This window comes from Novosphingobium sp. HNCC26DJ243 (genome assembly GCF_057180545.1).
In genome coordinates, this window is the sequence record NZ_JBXUGN010000001.1 from 566,343 (window position 1) to 590,481 (window position 24,139).

At 62.1% G+C, this 24,139-nt stretch carries 17 protein-coding genes; 5 read left to right on the forward strand and 12 right to left on the reverse strand.

Features of this window, described 5'->3' with window-relative positions:
* Positions 1-15: 15 nt before the first annotated feature.
* Both AC2A04_RS02760 and AC2A04_RS02765 read right to left on the reverse strand, forming a co-directional pair.
* Positions 16-2,556: a TonB-dependent receptor gene (locus AC2A04_RS02760; RefSeq protein WP_484210785.1), complete on the reverse strand. Its 2,541-nt coding sequence runs from the start codon at positions 2,554-2,556 to the stop codon at positions 16-18.
* Positions 2,557-2,686: 130 nt separating this feature from the next.
* Positions 2,687-4,297, reverse strand: coding sequence for a sulfotransferase family protein (locus tag AC2A04_RS02765; protein ID WP_484210786.1), 1,611 nt, complete (start codon positions 4,295-4,297; stop codon positions 2,687-2,689).
* A 75-nt stretch (positions 4,298-4,372) separates the two neighbouring features.
* Here AC2A04_RS02765 and AC2A04_RS02770 point away from each other — a divergent pair, with 75 nt between their 5' ends.
* The gene (locus tag AC2A04_RS02770) at positions 4,373-5,677 is read left to right on the forward strand and encodes an APC family permease (protein ID WP_484210787.1); all 1,305 of its coding nucleotides are present in this window, start codon (positions 4,373-4,375) and stop codon (positions 5,675-5,677) included.
* On the opposite strand, the gene AC2A04_RS02775 is transcribed toward AC2A04_RS02770, so the two are convergent.
* Complete coding sequence (locus tag AC2A04_RS02775; protein WP_484210788.1) at positions 5,631-7,244, reverse strand: phytoene desaturase family protein; 1,614 nt, start codon at positions 7,242-7,244, stop codon at positions 5,631-5,633. The two genes, AC2A04_RS02770 and AC2A04_RS02775, sit on opposite strands and share 47 nt — an antisense overlap.
* Before the next feature lie 27 nt (positions 7,245-7,271).
* On the reverse strand, positions 7,272-8,471 hold the full coding sequence (locus tag AC2A04_RS02780; RefSeq protein WP_484211673.1) for an aromatic ring-hydroxylating oxygenase subunit alpha: 1,200 nt from the start codon (positions 8,469-8,471) through the stop codon (positions 7,272-7,274).
* 62 nt (positions 8,472-8,533) lie between these two features.
* Between AC2A04_RS02780 and betI the strand changes: the two genes are divergently transcribed.
* The gene (betI, locus tag AC2A04_RS02785; protein WP_484210789.1) at positions 8,534-9,148 is read left to right on the forward strand and encodes a transcriptional regulator BetI; all 615 of its coding nucleotides are present in this window, start codon (positions 8,534-8,536) and stop codon (positions 9,146-9,148) included.
* On the opposite strand, the gene AC2A04_RS02790 is transcribed toward betI, so the two are convergent.
* The 8 genes from AC2A04_RS02790 to AC2A04_RS02825 form a co-directional block, all read right to left on the reverse strand.
* Positions 9,129-10,532, reverse strand: a complete 1,404-nt coding sequence (locus AC2A04_RS02790; protein ID WP_484210790.1) for a M20/M25/M40 family metallo-hydrolase — start codon at positions 10,530-10,532, stop codon at positions 9,129-9,131. The genes betI and AC2A04_RS02790 overlap by 20 nt on opposite strands.
* Positions 10,533-10,655: 123 nt before the next feature.
* Positions 10,656-11,507 carry a p-hydroxycinnamoyl CoA hydratase/lyase gene (locus AC2A04_RS02795; RefSeq protein ID WP_484210791.1) on the reverse strand — a complete coding sequence of 284 codons (852 nt, stop codon included), beginning with the start codon at positions 11,505-11,507 and terminating at the stop codon, positions 10,656-10,658.
* Positions 11,508-11,553: 46 nt separating this feature from the next.
* Positions 11,554-12,954 carry an aldehyde dehydrogenase gene (locus AC2A04_RS02800; protein ID WP_484210792.1) on the reverse strand — a complete coding sequence of 467 codons (1,401 nt, stop codon included), beginning with the start codon at positions 12,952-12,954 and terminating at the stop codon, positions 11,554-11,556.
* Between the two features lie 350 nt (positions 12,955-13,304).
* Complete coding sequence (locus tag AC2A04_RS02805; RefSeq protein WP_484210793.1) at positions 13,305-14,297, reverse strand: NADPH:quinone oxidoreductase family protein; 993 nt, start codon at positions 14,295-14,297, stop codon at positions 13,305-13,307.
* A gap of 19 nt (positions 14,298-14,316) precedes the next feature.
* On the reverse strand, positions 14,317-15,231 hold the full coding sequence (locus AC2A04_RS02810; protein WP_484210794.1) for an aldo/keto reductase: 915 nt from the start codon (positions 15,229-15,231) through the stop codon (positions 14,317-14,319).
* An 89-nt stretch (positions 15,232-15,320) separates the two neighbouring features.
* On the reverse strand, positions 15,321-16,241 hold the full coding sequence (locus tag AC2A04_RS02815) for a response regulator (RefSeq protein WP_484210795.1): 921 nt from the start codon (positions 16,239-16,241) through the stop codon (positions 15,321-15,323).
* The gene (locus AC2A04_RS02820; protein ID WP_484210796.1) at positions 16,238-17,827 is read right to left on the reverse strand and encodes an ATP-binding response regulator; all 1,590 of its coding nucleotides are present in this window, start codon (positions 17,825-17,827) and stop codon (positions 16,238-16,240) included. Before AC2A04_RS02820 ends, AC2A04_RS02815 begins: the two co-directional genes overlap by 4 nt.
* Positions 17,828-18,061: 234 nt before the next feature.
* Complete coding sequence (locus tag AC2A04_RS02825; protein WP_484210797.1) at positions 18,062-18,265, reverse strand: hypothetical protein; 204 nt, start codon at positions 18,263-18,265, stop codon at positions 18,062-18,064.
* Between the two features lie 351 nt (positions 18,266-18,616).
* On the opposite strand from AC2A04_RS02825, the gene AC2A04_RS02830 reads away from it, so the two are divergent.
* From AC2A04_RS02830 to glgB, 3 genes are all read left to right on the forward strand, one after another.
* Positions 18,617-19,156 carry a cytochrome b gene (locus AC2A04_RS02830; protein WP_484210798.1) on the forward strand — a complete coding sequence of 180 codons (540 nt, stop codon included), beginning with the start codon at positions 18,617-18,619 and terminating at the stop codon, positions 19,154-19,156.
* A gap of 397 nt (positions 19,157-19,553) precedes the next feature.
* On the forward strand, positions 19,554-21,965 hold the full coding sequence (locus AC2A04_RS02835) for a glycogen/starch/alpha-glucan phosphorylase (protein ID WP_484210799.1): 2,412 nt from the start codon (positions 19,554-19,556) through the stop codon (positions 21,963-21,965).
* A gap of 8 nt (positions 21,966-21,973) precedes the next feature.
* Complete coding sequence (gene glgB, locus AC2A04_RS02840) at positions 21,974-24,139, forward strand: 1,4-alpha-glucan branching protein GlgB (RefSeq protein ID WP_484210800.1); 2,166 nt, start codon at positions 21,974-21,976, stop codon at positions 24,137-24,139.

The following is a 24,139-nucleotide window of genomic DNA, read 5'->3' on the forward strand; positions in this document are numbered from 1 at the left end:
CCGGGCCTTTTCAGATCAGAACTTCGCGCCCGCTCTCACGCCGAACATGCGCGGTGTGGTTGGCACGATATAGGGCCGCTGAGTACAGGCACCGCACTGGACGAAGCGCGACAGCTGCCCGCGTTCGTCGGTAAGGTTGCGAATGAAGGCCTCGATCGAATAGCTCGCCCATTCCGCACCGACCGACAGGTTCAGCTGACCGAACCCTTCCAGCTTACCCTGGGCCGCCGCGAAATCGACGCGCAGGTCGGAACTGGCCGAGGTCTGGTAAGTGCCGTTGATCTGGCCATAGACCTTACCCTCGCCCATCGGCACCGTATAGCGCGCGGTCCCGCTCATCTTCCACTTCGGCGTGATCGGGAGCCGCGTTCCGGCCGGGGCCTGAACGCTGTTGTCCGGGTCCGAACATGCAAAAGTCGGATCGACGGCTGCGCACAGGTTCTGCTGAATCTTGGCATCGGTATAAGCGCCGGAGAAGTTCAGCGAGAGACGATCGAGCGAAACCGAGGCATCGATATCAAAGCCGCGGATACGCGCGTTCGGACCGTTGGTGATGATCGTGAAGCTGTTGGGGCCAAGATAGGCAAACTGGAAGGCCTTCCAGTCCTGCTGGTAGACTGCACCGTTCAGGCGGAGCAGGCCATTGGCCAGCGTCGTCTTCAAGCCCACTTCATAGTTGGTCAGATAATCGGGCTCATAGGCACCGAAATCCCCGCGACGGTTGATGCCGCCGGGGCGGAAACCGCGCGAAACCGTGGCATATGCCAGCAGGTCTCTGTTCGGCTTCCACGTGGCATTGAAGCGGTAAGTCCCGCCCGTGCCCGAAGCCTTGACCGGCTTCACGCCGCTGTTGGTGTAGACGCCCAAGTTCGTACACGGCGAGCCATCGACTGCAGGCGGCAGCAAGGTTGCGCCGGTATCGCCCGCAAGCTGCGCGTCGCGCAAGCGAGCGCCGCTCGAGGTAAAGCAGGCGGCAACGCCGGTGCGTGACGAGCCGGCAGCATTCGGCGGCGGATTGTCGTCCGCGCCCTGAATGAAGGCCGGGTTGCGACCGAACCCGAAGAAGCCGATCAACGTGTTGTCATAGACAAACACGCGTCCGCCCGCTGTGAGGGTGACCGTCGGCGTCAGATCGTAGCTGAATTCGCCGAAAGCGGCGTAATCCTGGTCAACACGCTTCTGCTGCGTGAGCCACAGAGTGCCCGGTTGCCCGTTGACCGAAACCAGCGGGCCGAGATTGGCGATCTGGTAGTCCTGGTGGATCAGGTTCGACTGATACTGGTAGAACAGGCCACCGACGAAGCGGAAGCGATCGGTCGATGGCGATGCGACGCGCAGTTCCTGGCTGACCTTCTTGAAATGGTCCGTACCGATCACCTTCTGGCGCGGGTCGATCGTGTTGCCGAGCGAATCCTGATAGTAGAAGTAGTTCGCAAGGCCGCCGTATGACTGGTAGAGCGAATCATAAGCCTCGGAATAGTCGGTATAATCGCTCGACTGGTAAGTCTTGCGATCAAGATAGGCGCCGGCATAGGTCATGTCCCAGTTGCCGAGCTTGCCCTCGATCGTCAGCGCGGCCTGCCAGAACTTGTCGTTGCGGAATTCCGGGAAGAAGTGCTGGACCTGAAGGTCGCCGACCGACGCGTCGAAGCCATAGGAGCCGTGGCTCTTGGTCTCCTGATACATGAACTGCGGTGTGACCGTCCAGTTCTCGTCCAGATCGACCTTCAACGCAGCACGGCCGCCGTAAGTGTCGGTGTAGTTGTAATCTTCCTTGACGAAGGCGTTGTTGTTTACGCTGATGCCGTCGAGGTTGCAGCCGTTGGTATTGCCTTCCGCATCGGTAGTCGTCGTACCACAGAAGGTGCGCGTGCCCGGCACATTGTCGATGAAGCCTGCATCGCGCTGGTACCAGCCCACAACGCGCAGCGCCGCCATGGACGCGAGCGGCGCGTTGAACATGCCCTCGAGCTTGTAGCCCTGCCCGCCCTTGTTGACGGTGTTCAGCTCGGCATCGACGCTGCCGTAGAAACCGGTCGTGTCGGGCTTGTTTGTAATGATGCGGATGGTGCCTGCTTCCGACGAAGCACCGTAAAGGGTGCCCTGCGGGCCCGACAGGCTTTCGATGCGCGCGATGTCGTAGACATGGACATCAAGATTGCCGCCGATCGTGGTCACCGGCTGTTCGTCGAGATAGACGCCTACCGAAGGCAGCGAACCCGAGTGGTTGCCGTCGCCGCCCGAAGCAACGCCGCGCATGTAAACGACGTTCGTGCCCGGCGTTCCGCCCAGTGCCTGGAAGGTGACCGAAGGCAATTGCTGCGCGTAGTCGGTAAAGCTGGCGACGCCTAGTTGCTCAAGCTTCTGCGTCCCCAGAGCCTGGATCGAGATCGGCACATTCTGCAGATTTTCGCTGCGCTTCTGCGCGGTCACGATGATCACATTTGGATCGGATTCCGCAGCATCGGTCTGCGCTTCCTGCGCCATGGCCGGAAAGCTTATTGCCGTGCCTGCAAGCAACAGAAGCCGCGACAGCCGGTCATTTTTCAAACGCATTGCAAACCCCACCCTCATGTAACTCTGCGTGCCGCTCAATGCTGCGCTGCGGTGGCCGTGCTCGTCAAGCCAGTTGCAGAATGAACGAACTGTTAGGCGCGATCCGTGGCCAATTTACAACGCTGTGAGTTTAGAATTGCGGCGGCGCTTCAGGGTAATGATCAAGGACATTGCCCAATGCTTCTTTGAGCGGATCGAGCCATGGTTCATACGCCTTCCAGCCCTCAGTGCCTTCGCGATAGATCGGGCGGCGAACCTGCTCGGAACTGGCTGTGCGAACTGCACGTTCGTTCTGGTGAAACGCAAGGCACTCCTCCTCGAAATCGAGCCCGCAATGCGCCAGCAGCGCGCGCACTTCAGCCTCGGTCTCGTCGACCATGCGCTCGTAGATCACCCGGTGCACCACGCCCGGCAGGACACGATCGAAATGGGCCATCGCGCGGACATAATCGCGATAGTAAGTCCCCATGTCCTCGAGCGAATAGCTGAACCCCTGCCCGCGCGCGAAGTGCTGCTTGAAATTCGAAAAGCAGCAGGCCAGCGGATGGCGGCGCGCGTCCACGATCCGCGCGTTGGGCAAGATCAGCTTTATGAAAGGCACATGAATCCAGTTGTTCGGCATCTTGTCGACGAACAGCGGGCGGTCAGTGTGGCGCTGGATGCGGGTGCGCTCGAGATATTGCTGCCCAAGGTCTTGAAGGGCATCAGGCGCCAGATCCGAAAGTCCTGCAGGGTAGTTCTCGACAGAGCGCGCAAGAAAACCGATGTCGGCAAGCTCACTCGTGCCTTCCACCTGCGAATGGCTGGCAAGAATTTGCTCGACCAGCGTCGATCCGGCGCGCGGCATACCAAGCACGAAGATCGGTCCCGGCGTGTCGCAGCCTTTGCCCGCATATGCCGCCAGCATCGCGGGCGTGAAGCTGGCGATGGCGCGCTCGGTCTGCTCCGTCGTGTCTGCTGCCTGATAGGGCATGCGCCTCTTTCGCAGCGCGTTGCCTGCAGCATAGTGGCTGAACGCCGCTTCTGCCTCGCCACGATCCTCGTGCGCTTTGCCCAATGCGAAATCGAGGTGCCAGCGATCCTCCGGTTCAAGATTGCCCCCGGAAAGTGCAGTCTTCATGGCGGCAATGTCTGCAGCATCGAAGCGTACGGTCTTGAGATTGGCAAGGCTCCACCACGCCTCTCCAAGGCCAGGTAGCAGGGCGATGGCCTGGCGGTAGGCGGCAATGCCCTCATCCTGCCGGCCAACCGTTTTCAGCATGTGGCCGAAGCTCATCCACACGCGCGGCTGGTTGGGCGCCTTTTCCAGGACCAGCCTGTAAAGGGCCAGCGCTTCGTCGAACTCGCCGATGCGGCCATAAGCCGCTGCCTGGAGATTGGCGTGCCCGACATTGTCAGGGTCGTCGGCCGTGACTTTTGTCAGTTCCGCCAGTGCCTCGGCCGTCCGGTTGGTACGATAAAGCACCAGCGCCAGATTGGCCCGTGCTGCCGTGAAGCGGGGCGCCAGTTCGATCGCGCGTCGCAAAAGGTTTTCCGCATCCTGATAGCGTCCGATCCGACCGGCCAGTTCGGCAAAGAGACGGATCGCGCGGACATCGAAAGGGTCGTCCTTGAGCAGCGCGCGCAACAGTGGCTCGGCTGTGGGAAGATCATTCTCGTTCATTGCCACCGCCGCGCGCAGCAGGCGTGGATCATAGGAGGGCGCGGCGATGCTGCGGACGGGCGTTGTGACGTTGGCCATTGCCCGCATCACAAACATGGTGACGCGCCGCAATCAAGCGCTAGTCTGCATTCTTCGATCGAGGAGACAGCGGGAATGTCAGGCAAACCACGTGGCCTCGGCTTCTGGATGACGCTCGCGCTTGTCGTCGGCAACATGATCGGGTCGGGGATATATATCCTTCCCGCGACACTTGCCCCCTTGGGAATGAACCAGCTTGTAGGGTGGGCCATCACGCTTGCCGGTGCCCTTTGCCTCGCCGCCAGCTTCGCGAGAATGGGGGCCCGATTGCCCCTTGCAGGCGGGCCTTATGCCTATGCGCAGGCTGCATTCGGCCCGATCCCGGGCTTCATCACCGCGTGGTCCTACTGGACGATGTGCTGGGCCGGGAACGGCGCAATTGCCGTGGCGCTAGTGAGCAATCTCAGCCTGATCGCGCCGTGGATCGGGACGACGCCGGGCGTCCCCGCTCTGCTGTCGCTGTGCTTCGTGTGGCTGTTGACGTTCGTCAACATCCGTGGCGTTCGCGCGGCAGGCGATGTGTCGATGGTGACCACGGCGATCAAACTCGTTCCGCTGGCCGGACTCATCGGCCTGACGGCGTGGCTGCTGGTCACCGGAACGCCGACCGTCGTGCAGACACCTGTTGCCATAACCGGCGGCATGGTCGCGACAGCTGCTGGGCTTACGTTCTGGGGCTTCCTCGGCCTGGAATCGGCAACCGTCCCGGCCGACAAGGTGGAGAACGCCCGTGTGGTCGTGCCGCGCGCCACCCTTCTGGGTGTGGTTCTTACGGGCTTTGTCTACATGGGGATTTCGGGCGCTTTCGCGCTCTACATGCCGCTTGATGAGGCGGCTGCCTCCCCTGCCCCGATTGCAGACTTCCTGGCCCGCTTCTTCGGCTCGAACATGGGCCAGGTTGTGGCGGTGTTTGCTGCAATCAGTGCCTTCGGTACGCTCAACGGCTTCATTCTGCTGCAGGGGGAGGTGCCGTGGGCGATGGCGCGGGGCGGCGTATTTCCGAGGTGGTTCGCCGCCGAAGGTCGCCACGACACGCCCGTGCGATCGCACGTCGTTTCCAGTGTCCTTCTCAGCATCGTGACGCTGCTCAACTACGGACGCGGCATGGGCGACCTGTTCGCCTTCATCGCGTCGGTCAGCCTTGCTGCGGGAATGCTGTCCTATTTCATCGCAATGCTGGCAGCGGTGCGCCTGCTGCCGGGTGAGCGATGGCTGGCGGCGGCGGCGCTGGTGGGCGCCGCCTTCATCGTCTGGGCGGCCTGGGGCCTTGGAATGGAAGCGCTCGCTTACGGCACCGGCTTCGTCGTGCTGGGCCTGCCGGTATACCTGCTGATCAGGCGCGATGCAGCAGCTTCCACACCACCGACCGGTCTCGGATAATCTCAGCCGCAGCATTGTGGCCAGGTGCACCGGTCACCCCGCCGCCCGGATGCGTGCCCGATCCGCACATGTAGAGCCCCTTGATCGGCGAGCGGTAATCGCCGTGGCCCAGCACCGGCCGCGCGGCCCAGAGCTGATCGAGGCCCATCGTACCATGGAAGATATCGCCCCCGATCAGCCCGAACTTGCGCTCCAGATCGAGCGGCGAATGGATCTGCCGCGCGATGACCGCCCCCTTGAAATTGGGGGCATTTTCGGTGACCGTATCGATAATCAGGTCCGCCACTTCCTCGCGGCAGTCATCCCACGACCTTCCGTCGGGAAGCTGCGGCGCGAATTGCTGGCAGAACAGGCTGGCCACGTGCTGTCCCGGAGGCGCGAGACTGTCGTCGACGGTGCTCGGGATCTTGATCTCGACAATCGGCTTTTTCGACCAGCCATGTTGTTGCGCGTCGATGAAGGCCTGATCCATGTAGTCCATGCCCGGCGCGATGATGATCCCGGCGGTGTGGTGTTCGGCTTGGGTCTTGCCCGGCAGGACGGTGAAATCGGGCAGTTCGGACAGCGCGACATTCATGCGGAACGTGCCCGAGCCGGTCTTGTATGTCTTCATCCGGCGGTTGAAGTCTTCATCCAGGTCCGAGGAATCGACCAGTTGGCGATAGAGCAGCGCCGGCCCCACGTTGGCAGCGATGATCGGTGCATAAATTTCCTCGCCGCCCTCCAGCTTCACGCCCGCCGCCTTGCCGTTATTGACCAGCACCTTCGAAACCGGCGCCTCGAGGCTGATCTCCACGCCCACATCAGCACAGGCCTTGGCCATCGCCTGCGTGATCGCACCCATGCCGCCAACCGCATGACCCCAAGCGCCCAGCTTGCCGTTCACTTCGCCGAACACGTGGTGCAGCAGGACGTAAGCTGATCCGGGTGTCGAGACGCCTGCAAAATTCCCGACCACCGCGTCGAACGCAAAGGCCGACTTCACGTGATCGTCCTCGAACCACCCGTCGAGGAAGTCGCGGGCAGACTTGGTAAAGATGTCGAGCAGGTCGCGTTGCGTGGCGATGTCGAGTTTGGCAATAGGCCAGCCCTGCATCGCGGCCGACTTCAACGCAGCCAGCCCGCCGCCGACGTTGGGCGGGGTCTGCAACGAGATGTCGCGCAAGACGTTAGCGACCTTTTCAAGCGCCGCGTCGTATTTCGGATAGGCCGCGGCGTCCTTCTTCGAGAACCGCGCGAATTCAGCCTCGGTGCGGCCCGGACCGCCCCCAAGCTTCAGGTGTGTATCCGGGAACGGGAAGAAGTTGCTGATCGTCCGTTCGATCACGCGGTAGCCGTAGTCGTGCAGCTTCATGTCCGCGATGACCTTCGGTCGCAGCAGGCTCACGGTGTAGCTGGCGGTCGAGTTGCGGAAACCGGGATGGAACTCCTCGGTAACCGCCGCCCCGCCGACGATGTCGCGGCGTTCGAGCACGCGAACCTTCATGCCTGCCTTGGCAAGGTAGAACGCGCATACAAGGCCGTTGTGGCCACCGCCGATGATGAGAGCGTCGTAACGATTGGACATGCGGTAACTCCCCGGAAATTCTTGTGCCTACTTCTTGGACCAACCCGCAGGCGGTGCCTTGTGCAGCCGTGCCTCGGGTGTGATCGCGCGGATCTTGCGGGCAAAGTTGCGCAGGCAGACCTCGCTGCGACCGATCGGACCCGCGCCATAGCTGTGCGAAGCCATGCCTTGCTGGATGCGTTCGATCAGCCAGGTATCTTCCTTGTTGACCACGCGATTGATCCGCCAGTTGGCGTAGCGCACCAGCTTCATCTCCCGCCGCTTATCGTCAGGGGTAAAGGCATCGGGCAGCGCAAAGCACATTTCGCGCAGCACCGTCGTGGTCGGCGTCAGCGGCAGCCACTGCATGAAGTCGATCTGGTCGGCGTATATGTCGAACGCCATGTTCGGCCAGAGCTTGTAATAGAGCCAGCGGCGCTGCGCATCGGGCGAGAGGTGCGGGACTTCGGGCAAATGCGCCTGATAGAACCGCTCCCAGAAATTGGCCGAGGGCTTGTCGACGAGATCCCCCTTCATGCGATCGGCCCAGCCGTGATCGGAAATCTCGTAGGACTTGCCGAAGATGCGCGTCAGCCCATCGTGCGCGACTGGAATGTGCAGGTTGTCCGAATAGTTGTCGCCAACGTTCTTCCAGTTTACCGCCCGCGTCCGCTCGCGCACCTCGCCGATCCGTCGCATGTCCGCAAAACGGTAGGGCGCGACTTCCTCGTCGAACGGCGCCATCATCTCGGCAACCGATGGGAAACCACCGTCGACCAGGCGCACGAAAACGAAGCCCTGCCAGACTTCCACGGAGACCGGAACGAGGCCGTTTTCCTCAAGCTTCAGCGCCGGATAGTCCGCCTTCATCGGCACGCCCGAGAGCCGCCCGTCCGGTTCGAACGTCCAGGCGTGATAGGGGCAGACAAGCTTGCGTGCGCAACCGGCTGGCCCTTCAACCAGCCGCATCGCGCGGTGGCGGCAGACGTTGGCAAAGGCGCGGATGACGCCGTCATCGCCCCGGATCGCGACGATGCTTTCGCCAAGATAGTCGAGCGTGCGGTATTCACCAGCCAGGGCAATGTCGCTCTGGTGGCAGACGATCTGCCAGGAGGGGCGGATAACCCGCTCCATCTCGACCGCGAAATATTCTGGATCAGTATATAGCCAGCCGGGCAGGCTCCAGTCCGCATCCGGATCGACTTCGTCCGATGAGATGTGCCGGAAAGCGCCGGAAAGATCGCCCATAGTTGCCGAATCCAAGATTGCTTGTTGAACGATCGTACAACAACGGGCAGAATGTTCAAGTGATGACGATTGCCGCCCCTTCCCCTGCCTATCGCCGGGCCGAGCCCGACGCGCGCCGGCAGAGCCTGATCGAAGCCTGCGCGCGCGTTCTGGCCCGGGCAGGCGCGTCAGGCACCAGCGTAAGAGCCATCGCGCACGAGGCTGGCGTCTCGGTCGGGCTGGTCGGGCACTATTTCGGCGGGGTCGATGCGCTGGTTGCCGCCACCTACGATCATGTCGATGGACAGGTGGCAGAAGCGCTCGACAAAGCGGTCGCCAGTGCCCGCAACGAAGCGGCGGCAAGGCTGGAAGCCTTTGTCACAGCCAGCTTTGCACCGCCAATCGCAGACCCTGCGCTGCTCGCCACCTGGATCGCCTTCTGGAGTCTGGTCACGGCGCGCAAGGACATTGCCCGTCAGCATGACGAGCAATATGCAGGCTACCGCACGCGGCTCGAAGCACTGCTGGGCGATTGCGGCCTGCCGGTCGCGCGTCGCCGTCAGGCTGCCATTGCGGTCACGGCATTGGTCGACGGCCTGTGGCTTGAACTGTGCCTGTCGCCCGGCTGCTTTTCGCCCGAGGAAGCGCGGGACATCGCCCGCGACTTCCTCGCAACGATCATTTCGAAAGATCGGTGAGCAGGCTCAGGAAATAGGTAATGCCAGGCTGGATGTTGGAAAGGCGGGTGCGTTCGTTGAGCCCGTGCGAAAAGTCTTCCGAATCCTTCGAGAACGACGGACTCAAACCGTAGCTCGGCACCCCGACGGCACGGAACCACATCGAATCTGAAGCGCCCGATGCCTGCGACGGGATCAACGGAATGCCGGGATGGGCTTTGCCCATTGCCCTGGTCACCGCGTTCATCAGATCTGGCCGCAACGGCGACGCAGGTGAAGCGACCGAGCCTTCGGTCACGTCGCTGATTTTCACGGCCGGATCGCCCACGACCTCCGCCAGCTCTGCCATGATCGCCTCTTTTGAGTGACCCGGGAAAATGCGGCAGTTGATGTTGGCAAAGGCACGTTGCGGCAGGGCGTTTTCGGCGTGGCCGCCGCCGAGCATGGTCGGAACGCAGGTCGTGCCCACCTTGCCCACCATCGACGGATCGGCCCGAAGCGTTGCCAGTGCCGAATCGTCCGCCGGATTGGCAGCGAAGGCACGCATCGCGGCGGCAGTCTCGGGACGATCGGTAAAGGCCGCCGCCTTTTCGAAATAGCCCTTCGTGATCTCGTTCTGCTCGGCCTTGAAGCGATAGGCGCCGACTTTCACGAGGGCCTGCGAAAGCTGGACGATGGCGTTGTCTGGACGCGGTGCAGAGCTGTGCCCTCCCGCATTCGTGACCTCGAGCCTGTAATCGGCATAAGTCTTTTCGGCACCCTGCCATGTCCAGTAGACCGGCTTGCCGGTGGCCTCGTCAAGCGCGCCGCCGCCGCCGTCTATATTGATGACAAGTTCGGCGTTCTTGAGCTTCTCGGCGATGATCGCACTGGTCTTCATCGTCGTTTCCTCATCGCCGGAAAACTCGATGATGATGGTGCGCTTGGGCTTGTAACCCTGACGGCGCAACTCGATCAGCGACGAGACGGCCAGCGCGCCTTCGAACTTCATGTCGCTCGCCCCGCGGCCGAACAGCATGCCGTTCTCGACGACCGGCACGAACGGATCTCGCTCCCAGTCCTCACGCTTGGCTTCCACTACATCCATGTGGCCGGAGATCACCAGCGGCTTGAGCGCGGCATTGCTGCCTTTCCACGTGGCGATCAGATAGGCCGTATCGTCGACAGGCGTGATCTCGATATCCGAGGCGTTCCAGCCCCCTGCGATCAGCGCATCACCAAAGAGTTTTGCGACATCGATCGTGCGGTTGCCTTCGCCCCGCACCGAGCGGATCGCGATGGCCTTCTGCGCAAGGTCCAGCACTTGCGCCTCAGCCTGAGGAGAGCCTGTCCCTTTCGCCGAAACGCCTCCAGCAAAGGCCATCGACGTGGCAATAGAAAGACAAAACAAGGTCTTGAGCTTCATGGTGCGACTCCCTGATCCATCAAAGCTGGCCCGACCGCGTTTGCGTGGCAACCACTTTTGCATGCAAAAGACCCCGGCCGCTTTGCGACCGGGGTCTTTACGCTACGTCAAGCTGGCCTGAGGTCAGCGCTTGATCTTGCTCGTATCGAAAGTGCCAAGGCCGGGCTTGAAGCTCTTCTCGTCGAGGAACTGACGGGTCGCTTCCTTGCGGGCTTCGACGCCGCCGAAGTTATGCAGCGCTTCCTGGGTGCGGATCAGGTAATCCTCGGCATTGTCATACGTCATTTCGGCAACGCGGCGCACGGCCCACTTGGTGGCACGCAGGGCATGGCCGTCCTTCTTGCAGAGCGCTTCGGCAATCTCGAGGACGCGGGCATGGAGCTTGTCGGCGGGCACCGCTTCGGTGACGAGGCCCTGCTGCTCGGCCTGCTTGCCAGTGAGGTTTTCGCCCATCATCGCGTGATAGACGGCCTTGCGCAGCGGCATCAGGTCTGCTGCGACCTTCGATGCACCACCGCCCGGAAGAATGCCCCAGTTGATTTCGGAAAGTCCGAACTGCGCGTCTTCCGAAGCGACTGCGATATCGCAGGCGAACAGTGGACCGTAGCCGCCGCCAAAGCACCAGCCGTTGACCATGGCGATCGTCGGCTTTTCGTACCAGCGCAGGCGCTCCCACCACGAATAGGCTTCGCGTTGGGCCTTGCGGATCGACCACAGGCCCTCGGCTTCGGTCTCGCGGAAGTATTCGCGCAGATCCATGCCCGCCGACCAGGCATCGCCTTCGCCAGAGAGGACGAGCACCTTCACGTCGTCGCGGAACTCCAGGTCGGTGATGACCTTGCCCATCTGGCGATTGAGCTTGGGGCTCATGCAGTTGCGCTTCTCGGGGCGGTTGAACTTCACCCAGGCGATGCCGTTCTCGACGGTGAATGCGACGGTATCTTCTTCCGCGCGCTCGATCTTCTGTTCAGTCATGGTCTGTCCTCTTGGATGATCTGCAATTTCAGATTGGAAAATGGCGTTAGATCGGGAAGTGCCCGGGCTGGGTTTCCATCGTAATCCAGCGCAGCTCGGTGAAGCTGTCGATCCCGGCCTTGCCGCCAAAGCGACCGTAGCCCGAAGCGCCGACGCCGCCGAACGGCATCTGCGCCTCATCGTGCACAGTCGGCCCGTTCACGTGGCAGATGCCGGACTTGATCTGGCGCGCCACGCGCAGGCCACGCGCCGTATCGCGGGTGAACACGGCGGCAGACAGGCCATATTCGGTATCATTGGCAAGCTCGATCGCGTGCGCCTCGTCGCGCGCATGAACGATGCCGACGACCGGGCCGAAGCTCTCGTCACGAAACAGATTCATGTCTTGCGTGACGCCGTCGACGACATGCGCGGGCATCAGTACATTGTGCGTGGTCTCGCCGCCGGTGAGGAGCTGCGCGCCGCTGGCAAGGGCATCGTCGATCAGGCTCTGGCAGTGCGCCACGGTCTTTGCGTCAACCACTGCGCCAAGCGGGGTCGAACCTTCGCGTGGATCGCCCACGGCCATGCCCGATACCTTGGCCTTGAAGCGCGCAGCGAATTCGGCAGCGACGGCTTCAACCACGATGATCCGCTCGGTCGACATACAGATCTGGCCCTGATTCATGAACGCGCCAAACGCTGCGGCCTTTACTGCCTCGTCAAGGTCGGCGTCTTCGAGAACGATAAGCGGTGCTTTCCCGCCCAGTTCGAGCAGGCAGGGCTTGAGGTGTTCGGCCGCGCGCTTGGCGATAATCCGGCCCACAGCGGTCGACCCGGTGAAATTTATGCGCTTCACCTCCCTGGCATCGATCAGTGCGCCGACAACCTCCGCCGCGTCGGCAGGTGCATTGGTCACGACATTGACCACGCCTTCGGGGAAGCCGGCTTCGGCAAAGGCCTCGATGATGAGCTCATGCGTGCGCGGACACTGCTCGGACGCCTTGAGAATCACGGCATTGCCACATGCCAGCGGCACGGCAATCGCGCGCACGCCAAGGATGATGGGTGCATTCCAGGGTGCGATGCCAAGGATCACGCCTACCGGTTCGCGCAGCGCCATGGCAACGCAGCCAGGCTTGTCCGAGGGGATTACCTCGCCCGAGATCTGCGTGGTCAGTGCAGCAGCTTCGCGCACCATCGATGCGGCAAGGCCGAGGTTGAACAGCGCCCAGCCCTTGGTCGCGCCAATCTCGCCCATCATCGCTTCGACGAAAGCGTCGGCACGAGCCTCAAGCGCAGAGGCGGCCTTCATCAGAACGGCGCGGCGGGCATTGGGGCCCATCGCCGACCATGCAGGAAACCCAGCTGCCGCGCGTGCAGCGATCTGCGGCATGTCGGAAGCCTGCATGGCCTCTGCCTGCGAAGCCACGGCGCCAGTCATTGGATTGATGCGTTCGAACATCATGTCGCTCTCCCATTATGTTATGGGATATAGCAATCTCGAATTGAGCGCGCAACCGGCATCTGAGACAAGCCGGGACCTGTCCTTAGGTACAGGCAACGCAAATCGTTACTCAACGCATTCGTATAAGCAGAAGGCGCAAGCATCGCGTGCGAAAGAGAAATCTTCGAAATTGCATAGAGACTTGCCCATGCATGGAAACGGAAATTGCAAAACATGCAATCATGTCATCGTATTTCGCACTTGCGAGATAGGACTCGCCAACCCATCTTGGCACTGCCTTTCAGGCATCCTCTCCCAAACTATTCAGGGCCGCCCCGGCAACGGTGCGGCCCTTTTTTTGCGCGCGATCCCTAGCTATGCGGAAGGATGACGCTTCGCCCGACAACGGTGCGGTCTTCCATCGCGGCAAAGGCCTTGCGCCACTCATCAAGCCCGAACACGCCACCGACATTCGGATGGATGGCACCGGCTTCGGCCATTGCGCACAGGCGGGCCAAATCTTGCGAACCGCGATCAGGAAAGCGGCGGCCATATTCACCGGCCCGGACGCCCACAATCGAGAACCCCTTGATCAAGGGAATGTTTGTGCGGACCTCGGCGATTCTGCCTGCGGCAAAACCGACCACAAGCAAGCGTCCATCGAACGCGACGCAGCGCGTCGATTCATCGAAGACGTCTCCGCCTACGGGATCGAACACCAGATCGGCGCCACGCCCTCCGGTGATGGCCATGACCTGGTCGCGAAAGCCGTCCGAGCCATCGATTACGTGATGTGCCGCGCAGGCATGGGCAATTGCGCCACGCTTGGCAACGCTGGAGGCCACGGCAATGACGCGCAGACCCAGCGCAAGGCCGAGGTCTACTGCTGCCAGCCCGACACCGCCCGCAGCGCCTTGGACGAGAAGCCATTCGCCCGCCTCGGCCCGTCCCTTGCGAACCAGAGCCACCCACGCGGTGATGTAAGCTGTGCGCAGGGCCGCTGCTTGTGCGATGCTGAGGTTTCCGGGCCTGGCGATCAGCGTGCCTTCGGCAAAGCAGCCATATTGCGCGAAGCCCCCGGTTTTCCCGCCGAAGATCACCTCGTCACCCGGACTCCACCGGCTTCCTTCACCGGCCACGACGACCGTGCCCGCCCCTTCCATGCCCGGCACGAACGGAAGCGCGGGCTTTGCCTGATAAAGGCCTTGCGTCATCAACAGATCGGGGAAGCCAAGCGCGGCTGCATCGATGCGAACCAGCACCTCGCCTGCCATGGGCACGGGCCGAGGCAACTCGACAATTGCCACGCCGGAGAGATCCGGAGTCAACTCCCGAACCTGCAGGGCGCGCATCAACTTAGGCATTCGCGGCGTACTCCTTCGGTCAAGGCAAGGGTTCGCCCCGTGCCGCGACCAGCACCGCATACCAAGCCTCGCGGGTCCACCGCACATCGCGGGCCTTCGCGGCCTCGACGATCCGCTCGACTTTCTGCGTTCCGACGATGGGAACGATGCCTGTCGGATGTGCCATCAGCCACGAAAGGGCAGCGCTCGTCCGCGACACACCCTGCGCCTTGGCCACAAGATCGAGTGCGGCAGCCACCGCGATCTCGCGCGGAGTTGTGGGCGAAACGATCCGCCCGCCACCCAAGGGCGACCACGCCAGAACCGCCAGCCCCTGCACCATCGCCTGATCGAGTTCGCCATTCTCGAAGCAGTCGATCCGCAAGGGACTGATTTCCGGCTGGGTCGAGACAAGCTCGCAACCAAGGAAGTGCTGCAAGGCGTCGATCTGGCTGGTCGTAAAATTCGAAACCCCAACCGTACGCACCTTCCCCGAAGCGACGGCATTCTCCAATGTGCGGGCCAGTTCCTGCGGATGGGTCAGGATGTCGGGCCGGTGAACCTGCCACAGATCGATCCGGTCCGTACGCAGCCGACGCAACGAAGCGTCGATGGCGTCGCGAAGATATGCGGCAGACTGGTCATACGGGACAGGCGGACAGATCCCGCCCTTGGTCGCAAGGATCATCGCAGTCCGCAGGTCCGGACAACGGCGGAGCACTTCGCCGAAAGCGGCTTCCGCGTCTCCAAATCCGGTACTGCCGTCAAAGCCATAGATATCGGCCGTATCGAAAAGCGTTATTCCTGCCTCGAGTGTGGCACGGGCAAGCCGCTCGATCTCACCAGCGTTCAGTCCGCTCTCGATCAGGCGCCACATACCCCACCCGATCGGCGAGACCTGAATGCCCGATCGGCCGAGAGCGCGAAGTTCTGGGGCAGGTAACAGGGAAGACATTGCGATAATCCTGCAGTTCGTCCGATGACGCCCTGCGATAGGGCTTTGCCGATCGATTGACTACCGGTTGCCTGACTGCCAGCTGATCGTCAGGCGCCCAACACCTTGATCGCCATGGCCGCAGCCGCAGCCCGCGTTTCCACCCCGAGCTTTTCGTAAATCCGCTCAAGATGCTTCTGCACAGTGCGCGGGCTGATCAGGAGCACTTCCGAAATCATTCCGTTCGATTTGCCATAGCTGATCCACAGCAGCACCTCCGCCTCGCGATCTGTCAGCGAGAGGCGCTGCTGCAATTTGAGCACATCGGCTTTGGGGTTCAGCTCGTTCAGCCGGATCAGCACCTCGTTCTCGCGATACTGCGAGATGATCACAAGCTCCACCGCGCTTTCACCGCGGTCGATCCGGGCCGAAGCGCCTTGTGCCGAACTGCGACCCAGAAGACGCTCGACAGTTCCTCGCAACGCATCTGGCAGCGCGCCTTTTTCTCCAGACCAATCCGGGCTGACCCGACAAATCGCCTGTTCGGCAAGCGGCGTGCACCACAGCAGGAGGCCGCGCGTGTCGGTCGCCATCATGGCGCGACCCGTCGCATCCAGACCGGCTGCGCCCGCCTGGATCGCACGCGCATTGCCGATGTGGACGCGGACCCGTGCCAGCAACTCGTGCACGTTCACCGGCTTGCGCAGATAGTCGACGCCGCCAACCTCGAACCCTTCGATGACATGCTCGCTTTCGGTCAGGCCGGTCATGAACACCACGGGCACGTGGGCGAGCACTGGCCGCTGCCGGATTTGCGCCGTCGTTTCGAACCCGTCGATCCCGGGCATGACCGCATCCATCAGGATCAGGTCGGGAATGACGTGTCCCAGCAGATCGAGCGCCGCCGCACCCGAGATCGCGACGAGCACGGTTATTCCGGCGCTCTCCAGCGTGTCGGTCAGGAACCTGAGCGAATCCGGCTCGTCATCGACGACAAGGACCGTGTCCCGCCGCGCTTCAGCGCCTGTCATCGGATTTCCTCCAGAATGCGCGCAATTGCGGCGAGATCGAATCGGTCGAGACAATCGTAGAGGCGCGCTACCAAAGACGCCGCCCCGGGATCGGCCAGTTCCAGACTGCGGATTTCGCCTTCCAGCGCACGCACGTGCCCGGTCCTGACGATCGCACGAATACGCTCGACATGTTCGAGCGCCTTGGCGGACAGCGGCAGGACATCGGAGGTTGGGCCAGCGAGGGCCTGGTCCACGCGCTCTGGCCAGATCCATTCGAGCGACAGCCGTCGCCCGAGCGCATCGATCAGGACCGACAGATCGATCGGCTTGAGCAGGAACTCGTCATGGTCGGGCGCCTGTCCGTCCAGACCATTGCGTTCCTCGGCGTTGGCAGAAAGCATCAGGATCGCAAGGCCGTTGCCATGAACCGCCCGCAAATGCGCAGCGACGTCCCAGCCGGTCATGCCCGGCATGCTCACATCAAGCACTACTGCATCGAACTCTCCGCGCCGGGCCATGGCAATCGCGGTCTGTCCGTCGCTTGCCTGCGCCAATTCGAACCCGAGTTCTCCGAGCGCCGTGCGCAGGAAGGCGAGGTGATCAGCCGTATCATCGACAAGCAGAATCGAACGCGTCCTTCCGCGATACCCGGTCGGGCGGCGGGCCTGCTCGGCGCGCTCGATCACGCCCGAAACCTGCGGCATCATGAGGCGCACGCGGAAGCACGACCCCTTGCCGGAGACACTTTCGACCTGCAGGTCCCCGCCAAGCATCTGCACGATGGCGCGGGTAATGGCGAGCCCGAGGCCCGCGCCGTTCCGACCGCCCTCACCTTCGCCTTCAGCGCGCGCAAAAGGAGCAAACACCTGCTCCTGGCAATCTTGTGTGATGCCGGGGCCGGTGTCGCGCACCTCGAATGTTGCCAGTTGGCTTTCCCACCGCAGTGTTACGACAATCTCGCCGGCCTGCGTGAACTTCACTGCGTTTGACAGCAGGTTGATCAGGACCTGTCTGACCCGGCGCACGTCCATGCGGACGAATTCCGGCAGTCGGTCGGGCAGTTCACAGCGCAGCGCCAGCTTCTTCTGGGCTGCAAGCGGCTCGAACATGTCGGTGACCTGCTCGACCACCTGGCCCAGCCTGACGACAGTATTGTCGATCCGCACGACGCCCTGTTCGACCGACGCGATGTCAAGCAGTCCCTCGACGAGATTGGTCAGGTGTTCTGCACTGCGACGAATGACACGCGCGGCGTCCTGCGGCGCGATCGAAGCATCCTGCTCCACGAGTTGGGCATAGCCGTAAATGGCGTTGAGCGGCGATCGAATCTCATGGCTGACACTTGCGAGATACCGGCTCTTGGCCGCACTCGCGGCGCGGGCCGCATCGCGATCATGGGTAAGCTGGCGCAGGTCCGGGGAACTCTTTTGCCTGACCATGCGAGCAAGCATGACGCAACCGGCAAGCCCGACGACGCCGACGGCAGTTATGCCATGAAGGATCAGGCTATCGCCGGGTTCGATGGCGTCTACGGCGACAAGGGCAAGCGCCATCAGCGTCAAGCCACAGGCCACAGCTACGACGACCGTCGCCAACTCTGGCACCGAAGACCTGCTTGCGCCAGCCAGCGTCCTCGCAAGACCCGCCGAACGCCCCATCGGGTTCATTCGAAAAGTCCGCATTGCCGCGTTGCAGCCTGCGCCGCAATCGCCATGAGATTGATCATTTTTTGACCCCGCGCACCCATTGGCCGTCACCGGGCGCAGGAAAGATTGTGCACCGCAACGCCTTGCTACTCAACCCCCCAATGGTATGGGTTCAAGTTGCGGCAGAAACCTTCAGATTAGTTGATCGCGCTGCAACCGCTGCATGAGCCGTTCTGCAACCGAATGCCGAATGGCACGCCCCTCACGCAATTTAACCCATGTATTCAGGCCTATACCGAAGTGATTTTGAATCACATCGGGCTTCTGGCTCTTGAGAATCGACGCCATCTTGTGAACCACGGCCGGCTCAAGATGGGTGAGGCGCTGGGCAGTCATTTTCCCTCGCAGGTTCAGGTTTTGCCCAGAGCATATTTTGCAGCGCAACACTTGGCATACGCCTTTTCCCGCATGTGACGTTCGAGCAGGGACAGTATATTGGCGTGTTTGTGTTCAGGCGCGTTCGGTACCAGGGCCAAGCACAGGATAATTCCCGCAAACATTACAAAGGTTTGTTGGTCCAGCCCACGAGTTCTGATTGTGCTTTGCGTAACCGGCGAATCAAACCGGCTAGGTTCAGGGCACGCAAATCGGCGTGGATGTGATGACTTCGCCTGGTCAGCGAACTATGGTTGGCGGGCGGCCATTTGCGGAAAGCGTCCGGAATGCGGTCGGGAGGAAGGGCAAATCATGGCTTCAATTTCGAGTTCTGAAGAGCTTGTGCGCTATAACGGCGTTGCCCGGGCATTCCACGCCATCATTGCGGCCATGGTCATTTTCAACCTGATCAGCGGCATCGGCGGTGAAGCCATCGAGGACATCTGGAACCCGATTCCCTTCCACAAGTCCACGGGTATCCTGATCTTGCTCCTGTCGGTGGCACGCATCGGCTGGCGCTTGACGTGGGTGATGCCTGATTGGCCAACGGCGATGGGTGGATTGCAACGCCGTGTCGCTAAAATGACGCACCTCGCGCTCTATGCGTTGATGCTGGTCGTGCCGATCACAGGCTGGATCATGTCTTCTGCGGGCAAGTACCCGCTTACCATTTACGGACTGTTCGACTGGCCAAAGCTTGCCGTCACCAAAGGCTCGCCGCTCGCTGAAGCTGCGGGCGAAGGGCATGAGGTGCTCGGGTTCCTCATGGCGGGCCTTGTCGTGCTGCATGTGGCAGCAGCGTTGCATCACCATTTTGTCATCAAGGACAACGTGCTGCGCCGCATGCTCTGACGCGCAGACGTATTCTCTCCGACAATTCCGTTACGGCACACTAATGCCTCCATGTCGTACAAGACGGGTGGGGCATGCTGGAACTTCGAGTGCGTGGCGAGGCAATTGGTGACGCAGTTGGCGTCATCGCCGCCTTGCGCCCCCATCAGCTGAGATCTGGCAAATCACGGGGCATATTGCTCGGTCACGCAATTCATCGCTTGCCGACATCCCGCGCGCTGTCATACCCGACTGCCTGGGAGTACGATGAAACGCCTCCGGGAATCGCGGGATACGGCCATTGTCCATGTCCGCAAAAGCGCGAGCCGAGGGTGATGAAGGGCCGGTGCAGCGCATTCCGGCGGCAAGTTGGCACGGCAGTGCGGCCAGCCGGATGCAACAGGGTGGGACGTGTACCATGAGCCTTCAAACGAATTCCAAAGCGGCAGAAATCGATGCGAACATCATCGACGTCCTGCGTCACCGCGTCGGCAAGGACGAACGCGCCGCCAAGCCGCATGACTGGTACACGGCCACCGTGCTGACGCTGCGCGATGCGATCATCGACCGCTGGATGGAATCGACTCGCAAGACCTACGCCGAGAGCGGCAAACGCGTCTATTATCTCAGCCTCGAGTTCCTGATCGGCCGTCTGCTGCGCGATGCGCTGTCCAACATGGGCATGACCCGCGACATGGAAAAGGCGCTGCGAGAACATGGCTTTGACCTTTCCGCGCTCGAAGACCTCGAGCCTGATGCGGCTCTGGGCAACGGCGGCCTCGGCCGCCTTGCTGCCTGTTTCATGGAAAGCCTCGCCAGCCTCGACATTCCGGCTTACGGTTACGGCATCCGCTATGTGAATGGCATGTTCCGCCAGCGTATTGACGATGGCTGGCAGGTCGAGCTGCCCGAGACATGGCTGAGTCACGGCAACCCTTGGGAATTCGACCGTCGCGAAAGCGCCTATATCGTCGGGTTCGGTGGTGAAGTCGTCGAAACCGGCGATGGCGTGGAATGGCGTCCGGCTGAAAAGGTAGAGGCCAGTGCTGTCGACACTCCCGTCGTCGGCTGGCGCGGCAAGCGCGTCAACACGCTGCGCCTGTGGACCGCCCATGCCTTCGATCCGCTCCGGCTCGACGCATTCAACGCAGGTGACCACTTCGGCGCGCTGGCCGAACAGGTCCGCGCCGACAGCCTCGTGCGCGTCCTCTACCCGGCAGATTCGACCCCTGCCGGACAGGAATTGCGCCTGCGCCAGGAGTACTTCTTCACCTCGGCTTCGATTCAGGACATCGTGCGCCGCCACGTGCAGTTCCATGGCGACATCCGCACCCTGCCCGACAAGGCCGCGATCCAACTCAACGACACGCACCCTGCGGTTGCTGTTGCCGAACTGATGCGCCTGATGGTCGACGTCCACGGCCTCGAATTCAGCGAAGCGTGGGAAGTCACCAAGGCAACCGTCGGCTACACCAACCACACGCTCCTGCCCGAGGCGCTCGAATCATGGCCGCTGCCGCTGTTCGAGCGCCTGCTGCCGCGCCACATGCAGATCGTCTACGCGATCAACAGCCGCGTTCTTCGCGAAGCGCGCAAGGCCGGGCTCGACGATGCCGCAATCTCGGCGATCAGCCTGATCGATGAAGGTGGCGAACGCCGTGTTCGCATGGCAAACCTTGCCTTCACCGGTGCGCACAGCGTCAACGGCGTGGCGGCTCTCCACACCGATTTGATGAAATCGACCGTCTTTTCGGACCTCCACAAGCTCTACCCGACACGCATCAACAACAAGACCAACGGGGTTACCCCGCGCCGCTGGCTGCAGCAGTGCAACCCTGGCCTGACCGCAGTTCTCAAGGATGCGATTGGCGACGGTTTTCTCGATGATGCAGCCAGGCTGTCCGATCTCAACGCGTTGGCCGACGACCCATCGCTTGGCGAACGCATTGCCGAGGTAAAGCGCAGCAACAAGATTGCGCTGTCCAAGCACATCAAGGACCTGACGGGCGTTCGCCTCGATCCCGATGCGCTGTTCGACGTGCAGATCAAGCGCATCCATGAATACAAGCGCCAGTTGCTCAACCTGGTCGAGACCGTCGCGCTCTACGACCAGATCCGCAGCCATCCAGAGAGGGACTGGGTGCCGCGCGTCAAGATCTTCGGCGGAAAGGCAGCCTCGAGCTACCACAACGCCAAGCTCGTCATCAAACTCGCAAACGACATCGCGCGGCGCGTCAATTCCGACCCTTCGGTGGGCGGATTGCTCAAGGTCGTGTTCGTGCCGAACTACAATGTCAGCCTTGCCGAGAAGATCATTCCTGCGGCCGACCTTTCGGAACAGATTTCGACCGCAGGCATGGAAGCCTCGGGCACGGGCAACATGAAGTTTGCACTCAACGGTGCGCTCACCATCGGGACGCTCGATGGCGCGAACATCGAGATCAAGGATCACGTCGGCGACGCCAATATCGAAATCTTTGGCCTCACTGCCGACGAAGTCGAGGAAAAGCGCGCCAACGGGTATGTCCCGCGTGAGGTCATCGAAAGTTCGCGCGAATTGCGCCAGGCACTCGAGGCAATCGCCACCGGCGTATTCTCGCCCGACGACCCGGACCGCTACAAGGGCCTGATCGGCGGAATTTACGACCACGACTGGTTCATGGTCGCGGCCGACTTCGACGCCTATCACGCCGCGCAGCGCAACATCGACAAGCGCTGGGAACAGCAGCCCGGCTGGCGCGCTTCGGCAATACGCAACATAGCCAATGTAGGCTGGTTCTCATCCGATCGCACGATCGGCGAGTATGCCCGCGACATCTGGGGGGTCTGACAGCCAGCATGAAACCATCGGCGCGCGCAATCGAAGCCCTTCTGGACGGGACGCACGCCGATCCTTTCTCATTGCTTGGCATTCACGAAGGGCCGGATGGCGCATTTGCCCGCGCCGTCCTGCCCGGCGCGGAAGAAGCCGTCGCATGGTCGCTTTCCGGCAAGAAACTGGGAAAGCTTGCCCGCGTTGACGGTCGCGGCCTGTTCGAAGGCAAGGTCAAGGGACCGCGCCAGCCGGTGCGCTATGCCTGCAAGGCGGGCGCGCACGAGTGGCTGGTGACCGATCCCTATTCCTTCGGCCCGGTTCTCGGTCCCATGGACGATTTCCTCATTGCCGAGGGAACGCACCTGCGCCTGTTCGACAAGATGGGCGCACACCTGATAGAGCATGAGGGAGCCAGCGGCGTCCACTTCGCGGTCTGGGCGCCCAATGCGAGCCTTGTCAGCCTGGTCGGCGATTTCAACGACTGGGACGCCCGCCGTCACCCGATGCGCCGCCGGGTCGATATCGGTGTCTGGGAAATCTTCATCCCCGAGATCGGCGAGCACCGCGCCTACAAGTTCCGCGTCGTCGCGGCTGACGGCACCGTCCTTCCGCTCAAGGCCGACCCGTACGCGCTCGCATCGGAATTCCGCCCCAGCACCGCGTCCATCACGGCACATCCGGTCAAGATGGATTGGGGCGATGAAGGCCACCGCGCGCATTGGGCCACGGTCGATGCCCGTCGCGAGCCGATGTCGATCTACGAAGTCCATCCCGGTTCATGGCAGAGGCCGCACGATGAAGGCTTCTACACCTGGGACGAACTGGCCGAACGCCTGATCCCCTACGTCACCGAGATGGGCTTTACCCATATCGAGTTTCTGCCTGTCTCCGAACACCCCTACGATCCCAGTTGGGGCTACCAGACCACGGGTCTTTACGCCCCCAGCGCGCGCTTCGGACCGCCCGAGGGCTTCGCCCGCTTCGTCGATGGCGCGCATCGCGCCGGCATTTCGGTCCTGATCGACTGGGTGCCCGCCCACTTCCCAACCGACGAACACGGCCTAGTCCGCTTCGACGGCACCGCGCTCTACGAACACGAAGATCCGCGCCTCGGTTTCCATCCGGACTGGAACACGCTGATCTACAACTTCGGCCGCCACGAGGTGGTCAGCTTTCTGGTCAACAACGCGCTGTTCTGGGCCGAGCGCTACCATGTCGATGGCCTGCGCGTGGATGCGGTCGCTTCGATGCTCTACCGCGATTACTCGCGCAAAAGCGACGAATGGATCCCCAACGAAGAAGGGGGCCGCGAGAACTGGGAAGCGGTTGAGTTCCTCAAAAAGATGAACCGCGCCGTCTACGAGGCGCACGCCGGCTTCCTCACCATTGCGGAGGAATCAACCTCATGGCCCGGCGTCAGCAAGCCCGCCTTTGCCGAGGCCCCGCGTGAACACCTGGGTTTCGGCTTCAAGTGGAACATGGGCTTCATGCACGACACGCTGCAGTACATGGCGCGTGAGCCAATCCACCGCAGCTACCACCACAACGAAATCACTTTCGGCCTGACTTACGCCTTCTCGGAAAACTTCGTCCTGCCGATCAGCCACGACGAAGTCGTTCACGGCAAGGGGTCGCTGCTCACCAAGATGAGCGGCGACGACTGGCAGAAGTTTGCCAACCTGCGCGCCTACTACGGGCTGATGTGGGGCTATCCCGGCAAGAAGCTGCTGTTCATGGGCCAGGAGTTCGCCCAGCGCCGCGAATGGAGCGAAGCCCGCTCGCTCGACTGGGACCTGCTCGGTGCCCCGGCACACGAAGGCGTGCGCCGCTGGGTCCGCGATCTCAATCGCATCTACACCACCCGCCCTGCCCTCCACGCGCGCGATTGCGAGGGCGAAGGCTTCGAATGGCTTGTGGTGGATGATGCACAGGCATCGATCTTCGCTTGGCTGCGCAAGTCGCCGGGCGAAAAGCCGGTGGCGGTGATCTGCAACATGACGCCGCAAGTCCACGATCACTATCGCCTGCCGCTGCCGCATGACGGCAACTGGCGCGAGGTGCTCAACAGCGACGCGCAGGACTACGGCGGCAGCGGTATCGGCAATCTCGGCACGGTTATGGCAAGCGAGGGAGCCGCGTTCGTGGTCCTGCCACCGCTGGCAACGATCATGCTCGAGTTCGAAGGATAA

What these genes read in the sequence shown, in the direction of transcription:
- betI (WP_484210789.1), top strand. Translation starts at nt 8,534, where the DNA reads ATGACGATTGCCGCCCCTTCCCCTGCCTATCGCCGGGCCGAGCCCGAC.
- AC2A04_RS02825 (WP_484210797.1), bottom strand. Translation starts at nt 18,265, where the DNA reads ATGACTGCCCAGCGCCTCACCCATCTTGAGCCGGCCGTGGTTCACAAG.
- AC2A04_RS02835 (WP_484210799.1), top strand. Translation starts at nt 19,554, where the DNA reads ATGAGCCTTCAAACGAATTCCAAAGCGGCAGAAATCGATGCGAACATC.
- AC2A04_RS02810 (WP_484210794.1), bottom strand. Translation starts at nt 15,231, where the DNA reads ATGTCTTCCCTGTTACCTGCCCCAGAACTTCGCGCTCTCGGCCGATCG.
- AC2A04_RS02800 (WP_484210792.1), bottom strand. Translation starts at nt 12,954, where the DNA reads ATGATGTTCGAACGCATCAATCCAATGACTGGCGCCGTGGCTTCGCAG.
- AC2A04_RS02775 (WP_484210788.1), bottom strand. Translation starts at nt 7,244, where the DNA reads ATGTCCAATCGTTACGACGCTCTCATCATCGGCGGTGGCCACAACGGC.
- AC2A04_RS02780 (WP_484211673.1), bottom strand. Translation starts at nt 8,471, where the DNA reads ATGGGCGATCTTTCCGGCGCTTTCCGGCACATCTCATCGGACGAAGTC.
- AC2A04_RS02765 (WP_484210786.1), bottom strand. Translation starts at nt 4,297, where the DNA reads ATGGCCAACGTCACAACGCCCGTCCGCAGCATCGCCGCGCCCTCCTAT.
- AC2A04_RS02770 (WP_484210787.1), top strand. Translation starts at nt 4,373, where the DNA reads ATGTCAGGCAAACCACGTGGCCTCGGCTTCTGGATGACGCTCGCGCTT.
- AC2A04_RS02815 (WP_484210795.1), bottom strand. Translation starts at nt 16,241, where the DNA reads ATGACAGGCGCTGAAGCGCGGCGGGACACGGTCCTTGTCGTCGATGAC.
- AC2A04_RS02830 (WP_484210798.1), top strand. Translation starts at nt 18,617, where the DNA reads ATGGCTTCAATTTCGAGTTCTGAAGAGCTTGTGCGCTATAACGGCGTT.
- AC2A04_RS02795 (WP_484210791.1), bottom strand. Translation starts at nt 11,507, where the DNA reads ATGACTGAACAGAAGATCGAGCGCGCGGAAGAAGATACCGTCGCATTC.
- AC2A04_RS02760 (WP_484210785.1), bottom strand. Translation starts at nt 2,556, where the DNA reads ATGCGTTTGAAAAATGACCGGCTGTCGCGGCTTCTGTTGCTTGCAGGC.
- AC2A04_RS02790 (WP_484210790.1), bottom strand. Translation starts at nt 10,532, where the DNA reads ATGAAGCTCAAGACCTTGTTTTGTCTTTCTATTGCCACGTCGATGGCC.
- glgB (WP_484210800.1), top strand. Translation starts at nt 21,974, where the DNA reads ATGAAACCATCGGCGCGCGCAATCGAAGCCCTTCTGGACGGGACGCAC.
- AC2A04_RS02805 (WP_484210793.1), bottom strand. Translation starts at nt 14,297, where the DNA reads ATGCCTAAGTTGATGCGCGCCCTGCAGGTTCGGGAGTTGACTCCGGAT.